Here is a 12,595-nt window from a genome sequence, read left to right as displayed (position 1 = left end):
TTTATCATGACAAGTGTAATTACAGGTGATATTATAAAATCTAGAGAAGAACATCCAGAAAAATGGATGACTACGCTTAAAAACACGCTATCAATACTTAGCCCAGATTCATCTAATTGGGAAATATATCGTGGAGATAGTTTTCAAATTGAAATAGAAGATATAGCGCAAAGTTTTTTAGCAGCCGTATATATTAAGGCTTGCATAAAAATGATTAAAGGCTTAGATGTTAGATTAGCCATTGGTATTGGAAACAAAACCTATCAAGGTAAAGATGTTACAGAATCAAACGGAGAAGCTTTCATATTTTCAGGTGAAACTCTAGAAACTTTGAAGAAAGAAAAACAAAACCTACGTATAAAAACATCCAACAAAAAACTCAACCAAGAACTTAATCTATATTTTAAATTAGCCCTTGTAAATATGGATAATTGGACTGTAAATTCAGCAGAAGTAGTAAAGTTAAGTATTGAAAATCCTTCAGCATTACAGCAAGAATTAGCTGAAAAAATAGGTACCAAACAAGATGCTATTAGCAAACGCCAAAAACGTGCTGGTTTAGAAAATATATTAGAGTTAAATACCATGTTTCAACAAAAAATAAGCACGTTATGATGTTATTATTAAAACTATTCTTAGCACACCTCATTGGCGATTTCTTTCTGCAACCCAATAAATGGGTTAAAGAAAAAGAAAAGAAAAAGCTTAAATCACCAAAACTCTATATTCATGTATTCATTCATGTAGCACTTACAGCAGTATTACTTTGGAATCTTTCACTTTGGCCAATTATTTTAACTATTGGGTTATCTCACTTTATAATTGATGCTATTAAACTGCTTGTTCAGAATAAAAAAACAAAACGTATATTATTCTTTTTAGACCAACTGTGTCATGTTTTAGTAATTATTGCCTGTTACTTTCTCTTTACAAACGAAACCGCTTCACTTCAATTTAAAATTACCAAACCCATACTTTTACTAGTAACTTGTTTGCTTTTTTTAACCGTTCCAGTGTCAATTATTATGAAAACTATATTCTTAAAGTGGAATATTTCAGAACTCACTAAAAATAATCAATCACTTAAGGATGCTGGTAAATATATTGGTATTTTAGAGCGCATTTTAGTGTTTATTTTTATTATTGCAGACCATTGGGAAGCTGTAGGCTTTTTAATAACTGCAAAATCGGTGTTTCGTTTTGGAGATCTAAAAGAATCGAAGTCAAGACAACTAACCGAGTACATTTTAATAGGCACTTTAATTAGTTTTGGCATAGCTATAATTACCGCTATAACATATACCTTATTAAAATAATACACATGTTTAAACACCCAAAAGAATCGCAAGTAACCATTACTCAACTTATGCTGCCAGCAAATTCTAACTTTAGTGGAAAAATTCATGGTGGTTATATCTTAAATTTAATGGATCAAATTGCTTTTGCTTGTGCATCTAAACACTCTAGACATTATTGTGTTACGGCTTCGGTTAATCGTGTTGATTTTTTAAACCCAATTGAAGTTGGTGAATTAGTAACACTTAAAGCATCGGTTAACTATACTGGTAGAACATCAATGGTTATTGGTGTTAGGGTTGAAGCTGAAAATGTACAAACAGGAGAAAAAAAACATTGCAACTCATCTTATTTTACAATGGTTGCTAAAGACGAAGATGGAAATAACGTACCTGTACCTGGATTAATTTTAGATAGCAAACAGAGTATTCGTAGATTTTCTAGAAGTATAGCCAGACAAGAACAAGCTAGAACTAGAACAACCAAGTTTAAACCTGAAGAATTTAAAATACAGGATTATTTAGAACTTTTAAAAACTCACAACGCTAAAATAGCGTTACAATAAACTCAAAATCATAAACAAAAAAGCCGCTAATTAGCGGCTTTTTTATTCTATTTACTCAAGTACATTTTTCGTCTTGAATATAAATCGTAAAACTGATCATCTTTTAAACTATCTATAAATAAGATACTTTCTCCAGTACTCTTCATTTCTGGGCCTAAAGTTTTATCTACATTAGGAAACTTATTAAATGAGAACACAGGTTGTTTAATAGCATAACCTTTTAATTTAGGCTCAAATTTAAAATCTTTAATTTTCTTTTCACCTAGCATTAATTTGGTTGCATAATTTACATATGGTTCACCATAAGCTTTTGCAATAAAAGGTACTGTTCTAGAAGCTCTTGGGTTGGCCTCAATAATGTAAACCATATCATCTTTTACTGCAAATTGAATATTAATTAATCCAACCGTATTTAAAGCCAATGCTATTTTTTTAGTATGATCTTTAATTTGTTGCATTACAAATTCGCCTAAATTAAATGGCGGCAATGTAGAATTACTATCACCAGAGTGAATTCCACAAGGTTCAATATGCTCCATAATTCCTATAATGTACACCTCTTCACCATCGCAAATAGCATCTGCTTCAGCTTCAATAGCACCTTCTAAATAATGGTCTAACAATAATTTGTTATTTGGAATTTTGTTAAGAAGACTAACCACATGTTCTTCCAATTCTTTTTCATTAATTACAATTTTCATTCCCTGTCCACCAAGTACATACGATGGTCTTACTAAAATTGGGAAATCTAATTCTTTTGCTACCTCTAAAGCTTCATCGGCTGTTTCGGCTGTATCAAATTTAGGATAAGGAATATTATTTTCTTTTAACAAGGTTGAAAAGCTTCCTCTATCTTCGGCTAAATCTAATGCTTTATAACTAGTACCAATAATTTTAATACCGTATCTATCTAATTTTTCAGCAAGTTTTAAAGCGGTTTGTCCTCCTAATTGCACAATAACACCTTCTGGTTTTTCGTGTTTTATAATATCATATATGTGTTCCCAAAAAACAGGTTCAAAGTATAATTTATCGGCTGTATCAAAATCGGTTGATACTGTTTCTGGGTTACAGTTTATCATAATGGTTTCATAACCACACTCTTTAGCGGCATAAACTCCATGCACACAACAGTAATCAAACTCAATACCCTGACCTATTCTGTTTGGACCAGAACCTAAAACAATTATTTTCTTTTTATCTGTAACAACACTTTCGTTATCTGAATATCGTTCACCATTGGCAGTTTGCATATCACTTTCAAAAGTAGAATAGTAATATGGCGTTTTGGCTTCAAACTCTGCTGCACAGGTATCTACCAGTTTGTAAACACGATTTATTCCTAATTCTTCACGTTTGTTGTACACCTGACTTTCTAAACACCCAAGCATATGTGCAATTTGTCTATCACCATAGCCTTTTTGCTTTGCCTCTAATAAAAGTGGCTTTTCAATAGTATCTATATTGAAAGTAGATATTTCTTTTTCAAGGAAATAAAGCTCTTCATATTGCTTTAAGAACCACATATCAATTTTAGTAATATCGTGAATTCTACTTAACGGAATGCCCATTTTTATGGCATCATAAATGATGAATACACGATCCCAAGAAGCAAACTTTAACTTTTCAATTACCTGATCGTAATTGGTATTTTCTTTACCGTCTGCTCCTAAACCATTACGTTTAATTTCTAAAGATTGTGTAGCTTTATGTAGTGCCTCTTGGAACGAACGCCCAATACCCATTACTTCTCCTACAGCTTTCATTTGAAGTCCTAGTGTTCTATCAGAACCTTCAAACTTATCAAAGTTCCAGCGCGGTATTTTAACTATTACATAATCTAAGGTTGGCTCAAATAAAGCGGAGGTAGATTTTGTAATTTGGTTGTTTAATTCATCTAAATGATAGCCTAAAGCTAATTTAGTAGCAATTTTTGCAATAGGATACCCAGTTGCTTTACTTGCTAATGCCGAAGAACGAGATACACGCGGATTAATTTCAATGGCAATAATATCTTCATTTTCATCTGGACTCACTGCAAACTGTACGTTACACCCTCCGGCAAAATCTCCAATACTACGCATCATATGAATTGCCATATCTCGCATTTTTTGAAAAGTTCTATCACTTAAAGTCATAGCAGGTGCTACTGTTATAGAATCTCCGGTGTGGATTCCCATAGGATCCATATTTTCAATAGAACAGATAATTACAACATTATCATTAGAATCTCTCAATAACTCTAACTCATATTCTTTCCATCCTAAAAGTGCTTTATCTATCATAACCTCATGGATTGGGGAAATCTCTAATCCACGACGCATTAATTTATCAAAGTCCTCTTCGTCATAAACAATAGCAGCACCTGCCCCTCCAAGAGTAAACGAAGAACGAATACATAAAGGAAATCCAAATTCTTGTGCAATTTCTTTTCCTTTTAAGAAGGATGTTGCCGTAGCTTGAGGTGCCATAGGAACCCCAATTTTGGCCATTAATTCTCTAAATTGTTCTCTGTCTTCTGTAATATTAATAGCATCAATATCTACACCAATAATTTCAACACCAAAGTCTTTCCAAATACCTTTTTCATCGGCTTCTATACAAAGGTTTAAGGCGGTTTGCCCTCCCATTGTTGGTAAAACGGCATCTATTTGAGGGTGTTCTTTTAAAATCTGAAGAATAGATTTAGTATTCAAAGGCAATAAATAGACATGATCTGCCATAGAAGGGTCTGTCATGATAGTTGCCGGATTTGAATTAATTAAAATTGTCTCAATTCCATCTTCTCTTAACGAACGTAATGCTTGCGACCCGGAATAATCAAACTCACATGCTTGCCCAATAATTATAGGCCCTGAACCAATAATTAGTATAGATTTTAATTTAGGATTTTTTGGCATTTTAAAAAGTATTCTAGTGTAAATAAATTAGTTGCAAAATTAGTAATTACAAAACATAAAAAAAGGCGTTACAGTCAAGCAACACCTTTAATTTATAAACAATTGTTAATCATTATTTCTTATGTCTAGCTTCAGATGATACAGACAATTTCTTTCTTCCCTTAGCTCTTCTACGAGCTAAGACTTTCCTTCCATTAGCAGAAGCCATTCTTTCTCTGAAACCATGTTTGTTTCTTCTCTTTCTCTTTGATGGTTGAAATGTTCTTTTACTCATCGTCTTGTATCTTTAAATATCTGAAATCTATTATTTAATTTTTGTTTTGACCCTTACTCAAAACTGAGCGCAAATATACAACAGTTTTTTATTTCACAAACCTATTTTAAAAATATTTTTTATAGAAAAATTTAGTTTCTTTGCATTTTAAAACAAAATTATTGAAAAAGAGGCTACATTGCTTCTAAATAATATTCAAAATATAGATATGTACAATAAAATTATTAAACTTATTATTGCTGCCGGAATTATTGCCTATGCAATTTATCAGTTTACAGAAGGTTATATAGGAAATGGAATTGCTTTAATTTTATTAGCGGGTGTTTTTGTTTTTCTATATTTTAAAAATGAATTTATTCTGCTGGCCTTTTTACGATTAAGAAAACAAGATTTTGTTGGCGCTAAAAAATGGCTAGATAAAATTAAGAACCCAGAAGGTGCTTTAGTTAAAAAACAACAAGGTTATTACAATTATTTACATGGTTTAATGACTATGCAAGACAATATGAACGAATCTGAAAAGTATTTTAAAAAGGCTATTTCATTAGGGCTTTCTATGAAACATGATTTAGCAATGGCTAAATTAAACCTTGCTGGTATTGCTTTTTCTAAACGCAGAAAACAAGAAGCTCAAAAATTATTAACTGAAGCACAGCAATTAGATAAACATGGTATGCTTACAGACCAAATAAAAATGATGAAGCAAAACATGAAACGTGCTGTTGGTCCTAACCAACATTATGGCGCAGGAGGCTCTTTAAGAGCTCAAAAAAGAAGAAGCAGATAAAATAAATCTCACATATAAAGTATAAAAAAGTAAAGCTTAATGCTTTACTTTTTTATTTGTAATTAAATGAAACTGAAATTTCTAAAACAATTATTTATAATTAGTCTAAATAAATTTTGATGATATATTTTTAAAATATAGATTTGCCTAAAATAATTAACTCAAGATTAAAGTGCTCTTTTTAGTATGAAAAAAAACACATATACATTTAGAAAACTTATTAATGATATTCACCTGTGGCTAGGTATTGGAAGTGGTATTATTATTTTTTTAGTATGCTTTAGTGGCACTATTTTAGCCTTTGAACATGAAATAAAAGATCTGTTTTCAAATAAATTACAGATTGAAAAAACTGAAAACAAAAAAAGCGTTACAGAGTTAATTAAAATAGTAAAAAAAAACAACGAAGGTTTTGTTACTGGCTTAATTATACCAAATAACAATGACGAGGCTTATACATTTTCAATTAAAAAAAACCTTAAAGAAAGACGTGGTAGTTCGGTATTAGTAAACCCTTATTCTGGTGAAATGCAAACGGTTGAAAAAACAAGTGCAGACGCCTTTTTGTTTAGTATGTTTAAATTACACCGGTGGCTATTACTTGATACTAAAATAGGCAGGCCCATTGTAGGAGTTGCTACAATTATATTTTTAATACTATCAATTTCAGGAATTATTTTGTGGTTTCCTAGAAAGCTAAAATGGAAAAATTTTAAACATGGATTTAAAATAAAAACCAATGCTAACTGGAAACGTATTAACCATGATTTACATAACACACTTGGCTTTTACGCTTGTATTTTTATTGTTATTATGGGTGTTACTGGCTTATGTTGGTCTTTTGAAGGTTACAGAAACGGATTAAGCAGTTTAATTGGCTCTAAAATTTTCAATAGGTCTTCGCCTAAATTAGCAATATCTAATTCTAATAAAAACATTATTTCTTTAGATGAAGCTATAAAAACTGCTAACAACACACTTAATTACAATGGTAAACTAAGTGTATCTTTACCAAGCAAAAGAAATAATTACTACGCCTTTAGAAAAACCAACGAAAATAATTGGTCTCCCGTAACTACCGATAAGGTTTATATAGACCAAACAGGTGCCGTATTAGCTGTAGATATTTTTAAAGAAAAACCTTTGAATGTTAAAATAGCTTCTCTAATAAAACCTTTACATACTGGTGAAATTTACGGTACTGTATCAAAAATATTATATTTCTTAGCTTGCTTAATAGCTACAAGTTTACCCATTACCGGCACTATTATTTGGATTAATAAACTGAAGAAGAAAAAGAAAAATAATTAAATTAAAGGCGACCACAATCTACAATAAGACTCCTTGAGTTTTTCAAATTTTGAGCGGTTGGCGTAAGTGTTATAATCTACCTCATGGCTATATTTTAAATCTTCTAAAAAATGCGCTTTTAATTGTTTACTTTTTTCAACATTATAAATTACTGAATTGATTTCAAAATTAATATTGAAACTTCTGTAATCCATATTAGAGGTACCTACCATGGCAAAAATATCATCAACTACAATGGTTTTAGCATGCACAAAGCCTTTATAATACTTATACACTTTAACATTAGCTTTAAACAAAGCTTCTAAAAAGGAATTTGACGCATGTTTTACCATCCAAGAATCTGATTTTTCAGGAATAATTAAACGCACATCTACCCCACTTTTAGCTGCAATTTGAATGGCAGATATCATTTCATCATTAGGAACAAAATACGGTGTTGTTATATAAACATAACTTTTTGCTGTTATAATTGCTGTTATGGATAATTCCATAATATTAGCCCAATCGGTATCTGGGCCACTACCCGCAATTTGTAATCCTATTTTAGTATTTAAAGTCTTTAATTTGGGGAAAAATGGTTTAAATTGAGTTATGGTTTCATTTGAAACAAATTTCCATGTTGACAAAAAGTGAATTTGCAACGATTTTACAGCATCTCCAACAATTCTTAAATGCGTATCGCGCCAATATTTGGTTCCATTATCATTTACATATAAATCACTAACATTTATACCTCCTACATAGCCTATTCTCCCATCAATAACTACTATTTTTCTATGATTTCTGTAATTCATTTTCCCGGTAAGCGTTGAGAAAAATACAGGCATAAAGGGGTAATGATGAACACCAGAATTAGTTAGTTTTTGCTTTACTTTTTTTGAAATTTTGCTACCTACATCATCATAACTCAACCTAACAGTAATACCTTCTTTTGCTCTATCACAAAGTAAATTAAGTAATTGACTCCCTACAGTATCATCTTTAATAATATAATACTCTAAGTGTACATGGTGTTTTGCTTGCTTAATATCGGTTAGTAACTTTTCAAACTTATCATTACCATTAATTATAATATCTACGTCATTATTTAATGTTAAGAGTTCATTTTCATTACTATGTAAAAGCCTTACTAACTTAACTTTTTCATCTAAATAATTATATACGTCATTGAGCTCATTACTGCTCAATTCTAATTCTTTATGAATGGTTTTTACAACAGTTTTATTAAGTAAACTTTTTTTACTAAATATTTTGTTTTTACGGTATTCTTGACCAAATAAATAATAAACAATAAGCCCAAAAAAAGGAAAAAACACTAAAACTACAATGTAGGATAGTGTTTTTGTTGGGTTTAAATTTTTAAGTATTATAGTAATAACAGCAGACGCCGCAATTAAGTAATTAAAAACAATTAATATACTCCACCAGTTATCTTTTACATACGCTAGCATTTTATTGATAATACCCCTCTTTGGGTATTTCTATCTGGTAAAGTTTTCTTGATTTATTATTAAGATGAGGTTCTCTTAACCAAGGATTATGCAGTTTTAGTATTTTATAATTAATACCAAATTTTTGTGCAAAACTCGAAAAATCGGTTACAGCGGTATCAACTTCAACCTTATAAGTTGGGATATTGGTATATAAATCTTTATCTCTAAAATTGAAGCCATATTTATTTGGGTGAGATAAAATTTCTTTAAAGGCTACAATTCTAAATATGTAGCGTCCTGTTTCTTCCCCTAATAATAAATCGTAATAATTTGAAACCTTTTGTTCTTTTAATCTACGTGCTATTCCCGCTTGTCCTGCATTATATGCAGCTGCTGCCAGTGTCCAAGACCCTAATTTCTCTTTGGCTTTTAACAAATATTTACAAGCAACTTCTGTAGCTTTTTCTAAATGATAACGCTCATCTACATTACTATTAACCTCTAAGCCATTTTCTTTACCAGTGGCTTTCATAATTTGCCACACACCCCTTGCTCCAGCTGGAGATACAGCATTGGTTAAACCACTTTCTATAACTGCTAAATATTTAAAATCATCTGGAACGCCGTATTTTGCTAAAATAGGCTCTATAATAGGAAAGTATTTTTTAGAACGTTTAAACATTAATAATCCGTTAGATTGCCAATAAGTATTTACCAATAGCTCTCTATCCATTCGTTCTAAAATATCAGGATTATTTAAAGGCACTGGTTCTCCTGCAAAATCTAAATTTTCAGGAACTTGAAGCGCATAAACATTGTAATCGTTTATAAGTTTTTTTTCAAAATTTTCATCGGTAGGTGCGTCTTGAAGGGCATAAATAAACAGAAAACATAAACTTAACAATCCCACGCACGCTAAAAGGCGTTCTACTATCTTCATCATAAAAAGTTTTGTCTAAAATTACTAAATGTGAATTAATTTTCAAGTATAATATCGGCTAAATGTTGATTAAACCACTTATATTTATTAATAATCATAATGTGCGTTCCCTTTGGTATTGTAATACAATCTGTTATATTACTAATTGAAAAAACAGCATCATCTTCTCCGTGAATATGAATAATACCCGTTGGTGGTTCTGCTTGATTCCAATTAACCATTTGTTTTATTGCCCAACTTAAGTATTGGTTATCATTAACAGAAAGGTATTTTTTATACAATTTTAGGCGTTTGGTAAAATTCTTCCCAAAGGCATATTTTTCTAAGACATCAATCTTACTTGCTAATTGAGTTGGCAACAATTTATATACTCCTGTAGCTGCGGCAAGCTGCATGTGCTTTGGTATTTCTTTTTTAGATTTTACACTAGAAACAATTATTAACTTTCTAACATTAATATGTTTACTCATTTCTTGAACCAAAACCCCTCCAAAAGACACTCCTAATAAAACTACATTATCATTTTTAATAAATTTTGTCATACGCAATGCGTAATTAGTAAGCGATTCATTTTCAAAAGGGATGATCCATTCTAAATGATGTACCTTGAATTTATCTTCGGGAAATTTTATATTTTCAAAAATTAATGGGCTTGCTGCCATACCTGGCATTAAATACACATGGATTAGTTCTTGACTCATAGGGCATTAACTTAACTTTTTCTTTATATTCAGGTTTTTTTTTAGTAATTTTGCACAGAAAACTAAGACAAACATAGTTTGCTTGTTTTAATTCTCCGCTTAAATTAAAAAATTTATACAAATGGTTGATGTTGCTGAACTAGTAGATAATGATTTTTTACGCCAATTTGAAATTAAAGTTGATGATCATTTAGCAAAAATTGAATATTCACTTCAAGAGCGTAAAATCTTTTTAACGAAGCTTATCATTCCAGAGGAAATTAAAGACGAAAATTTTAGCAAAGAGTTTATTTCAGCTGTTTTTGAACAAATTAGAGAACGTAATTTAAGTGTGGTACCTACAAGTCCCGAAATTGCAAAATTTGTTAGAAGCAACAGAAAGTACAAACGTATGCTACCTGTTGGAGTGAGAATTTAAGTTTTATTTAATTGTAAAACATAAAAAAGCCAGAGCATAACACATGTTTTGGCTTTTTTATTTAATAGTTATCTACTACATCTGAAATTTTATTGTAGAGTAAGTTTTGTTGCTCATCATTTAAAACCAATTGAGAGTTTGCCGTAATTGCATAAACCCATTGGGTCTCACCATCACTAACCGTTATTAAGTTACCATCAACACTCCAATTATATATAGATGCATTTGAGGTTATTGCTCCTGATAACTCTTCTACTTTGAGAATACTCTTAACTGTTTTATTTGAAGCAAATGTTAAGCTGTGTGTTGTTGTGTTTGTACTGTTTGAAACTTCTAAGTTCTCCCAAACACCTATTACATTATTATATTCATCAACCTGTTCTGTAGAACAAGATAGAAAGAGAGCAGAAAAAAGTAATAATATTAATAGTGGGCTGTAGGTTTTCATTGGTTAGGTTATTTGGGTGAAAATTAATTTCGCAACTAACATACTACCAACTACCCTTTTATATCAAAAAAAATCGTTTAACCTTAATAAAACCAGATTAAAGCAACTATTTATCTAAAGCTAAAGTATTTATAAACTCAAAACGTACTAATCCGTCGTCATCAATTTTAGTTAATTCAACTTCATGAAGGGTATTAACTAACTCTGGATTCCAAGGCGCTTTTACCTTAACGTAATTTTCAGTAAATCCGTGAATGTAACCTTCCTTGTTTTCACTTTCAAACAATACGGTTCTTTTGCTTCCTATTTGACTTTCATAAAATGCACGACGTTTTTTAACCGACAAGCCTCTCAACATTTTACTACGTTTACTACGTACATTACTTGGTACTACGCCATCCATTTTAGCAGCCTCGGTATTATCTCTTTCTGAATAAGTGAACACATGTAAATATGAAATATCTAGCGCATTCAGAAAGTTGTATGTTTCTAAAAAATGCTCATCAGTTTCACCAGGAAAACCAACAATAACATCTACACCAATACAGGCGTGTGGCATAACTTCTTTTATTTTAGCAACCCTATCTACATACAATTCACGCATGTATCTGCGCTTCATTTTTTTAAGAATTTCATTGCTTCCGCTTTGTAATGGCACATGAAAATGCGGTACAAATGCTCTAGACTTAGATACTAAGTCTATGGTTTCATTTTTTAGTAAATTGGGTTCTATAGAAGAAATTCTAAGGCGCTCTATACCTTCAACCTTATCTAACTCTGTTACTAAATCTAAAAAGGTATGTTCGTGCTTTTTATTTCCAAATTCACCTTTACCATAATCGCCAATATTAACGCCTGTTAGCACAATTTCTTTAATATTTTTTGATGAAATTTCCCTGGCGTTTTTTAGCACGTTTTCCATGGTATCACTCCTAGAGATACCTCGCGCTAACGGAATGGTACAATAGGTACACTTATAATCACAACCATCTTGCACTTTTAAAAAAGCACGGGTTCTGTCTCCTATTGAGTAAGACCCAACATAAAAATCGGCTTCTTCAATTTCACATGAATGTACCTCCCCAAAATCGTTTTTAGTAAGATCATTTAAATAATCTGTTATCTTAAATTTTTCGGTTGCACCTAAAACCAAATCTACACCATTAACATCTGCTAACTCTTTTGGTTTTAATTGTGCGTAACACCCAACCGCTGCAATAAAAGCTTTATCATTAGCTTTTTGTGCTTGCTTTACAATGGTTTTAAATCGTTTATCGGCATTCTCAGTTACCGAGCATGTGTTAATTACATATATATCGGCTTTTTCAGAAAAATCTACCCTATCAAAACCTTCGTTTACAAAACTTCTGGCAATGGTAGAGGTTTCAGAAAAATTCAACTTACAGCCTAAAGTATAAAATGCTACCTTTTTGTTATTCACTTTAAATGAGCCCAAACTTGTTTCAGGGACTTTTTAAATTTATATTTACAGCTAAAAGATTGCAAATTTACAACTAATAAG

At 31.1% G+C, this 12,595-nt stretch carries 13 protein-coding genes; 6 read left to right on the top strand and 7 right to left on the bottom strand.

Going from position 1 to position 12,595, the window contains the following annotated elements:
• Window positions 1-6: 6 nt before the first annotated feature.
• From BWZ22_RS11180 to BWZ22_RS11170, 3 genes are read left to right on the top strand one after another with little or no spacing between them, the layout of a single operon-like run.
• Complete coding sequence (locus tag BWZ22_RS11180) at window positions 7-615, top strand: transcriptional regulator (protein WP_076700054.1); 609 nt, start codon at window positions 7-9, stop codon at window positions 613-615.
• Window positions 612-1,316, top strand: coding sequence for a DUF3307 domain-containing protein (locus tag BWZ22_RS11175; protein WP_076700053.1), 705 nt, complete (start codon window positions 612-614; stop codon window positions 1,314-1,316). Before BWZ22_RS11180 ends, BWZ22_RS11175 begins: the two co-directional genes overlap by 4 nt.
• Window positions 1,317-1,321: 5 nt before the next feature.
• On the top strand, window positions 1,322-1,861 hold the full coding sequence (locus tag BWZ22_RS11170; protein WP_198027604.1) for an acyl-CoA thioesterase: 540 nt from the start codon (window positions 1,322-1,324) through the stop codon (window positions 1,859-1,861).
• Between the two features lie 47 nt (window positions 1,862-1,908).
• Here BWZ22_RS11170 and carB read toward each other — a convergent pair whose 3' ends face one another.
• Complete coding sequence (carB, locus tag BWZ22_RS11165; protein ID WP_076700050.1) at window positions 1,909-4,761, bottom strand: carbamoyl-phosphate synthase large subunit; 2,853 nt, start codon at window positions 4,759-4,761, stop codon at window positions 1,909-1,911.
• A 112-nt stretch (window positions 4,762-4,873) separates the two neighbouring features.
• Window positions 4,874-5,035: a 50S ribosomal protein L34 gene (gene rpmH, locus BWZ22_RS11160; RefSeq protein WP_076700048.1), complete on the bottom strand. Its 162-nt coding sequence runs from the start codon at window positions 5,033-5,035 to the stop codon at window positions 4,874-4,876.
• Between the two features lie 208 nt (window positions 5,036-5,243).
• On the opposite strand from rpmH, the gene BWZ22_RS11155 reads away from it, so the two are divergent.
• On the top strand, window positions 5,244-5,822 hold the full coding sequence (locus tag BWZ22_RS11155) for a hypothetical protein (protein WP_076702464.1): 579 nt from the start codon (window positions 5,244-5,246) through the stop codon (window positions 5,820-5,822).
• A gap of 186 nt (window positions 5,823-6,008) precedes the next feature.
• Window positions 6,009-7,133: a PepSY domain-containing protein gene (locus BWZ22_RS11150; protein ID WP_076700047.1), complete on the top strand. Its 1,125-nt coding sequence runs from the start codon at window positions 6,009-6,011 to the stop codon at window positions 7,131-7,133.
• Here BWZ22_RS11150 and cls read toward each other — a convergent pair.
• Genes cls through BWZ22_RS11135 form a run of 3 tightly spaced genes read right to left on the bottom strand, consistent with a single transcriptional unit; the run spans window position 7,130 to window position 10,207 of the window.
• The gene (gene cls, locus BWZ22_RS11145) at window positions 7,130-8,584 is read right to left on the bottom strand and encodes a cardiolipin synthase (protein WP_076700045.1); all 1,455 of its coding nucleotides are present in this window, start codon (window positions 8,582-8,584) and stop codon (window positions 7,130-7,132) included. The genes BWZ22_RS11150 and cls overlap by 4 nt on opposite strands.
• Before the next feature lies 1 nt (window position 8,585).
• Complete coding sequence (locus BWZ22_RS11140) at window positions 8,586-9,506, bottom strand: lytic transglycosylase domain-containing protein (protein WP_076700044.1); 921 nt, start codon at window positions 9,504-9,506, stop codon at window positions 8,586-8,588.
• A gap of 35 nt (window positions 9,507-9,541) precedes the next feature.
• Window positions 9,542-10,207: an alpha/beta hydrolase gene (locus BWZ22_RS11135; protein ID WP_076700042.1), complete on the bottom strand. Its 666-nt coding sequence runs from the start codon at window positions 10,205-10,207 to the stop codon at window positions 9,542-9,544.
• Window positions 10,208-10,328: 121 nt separating this feature from the next.
• Between BWZ22_RS11135 and BWZ22_RS11130 the strand changes: the two genes are divergently transcribed.
• Window positions 10,329-10,625: a GNAT family N-acetyltransferase gene (locus BWZ22_RS11130; protein ID WP_076700041.1), complete on the top strand. Its 297-nt coding sequence runs from the start codon at window positions 10,329-10,331 to the stop codon at window positions 10,623-10,625.
• 61 nt (window positions 10,626-10,686) lie between these two features.
• On the opposite strand, the gene BWZ22_RS11125 is transcribed toward BWZ22_RS11130, so the two are convergent.
• A complete protein-coding gene (locus tag BWZ22_RS11125; RefSeq protein ID WP_076700039.1) occupies window positions 10,687-11,073 on the bottom strand; it encodes a hypothetical protein in 387 nt (128 codons plus the stop codon).
• Between the two features lie 106 nt (window positions 11,074-11,179).
• A complete protein-coding gene (gene mtaB / locus BWZ22_RS11120; protein ID WP_076702461.1) occupies window positions 11,180-12,514 on the bottom strand; it encodes a tRNA (N(6)-L-threonylcarbamoyladenosine(37)-C(2))-methylthiotransferase MtaB in 1,335 nt (444 codons plus the stop codon).
• Between the last annotated feature and the right edge of the window lie 81 nt (window positions 12,515-12,595).

It is taken from the genome of Seonamhaeicola sp. S2-3, from assembly GCF_001971785.1.
In the GTDB taxonomy this organism is placed as follows: domain Bacteria; phylum Bacteroidota; class Bacteroidia; order Flavobacteriales; family Flavobacteriaceae; genus Seonamhaeicola.
The sequence above is the reverse complement of the archived record's forward strand: the minus strand, read 5'-3'. Positions and strand labels throughout refer to the sequence as shown.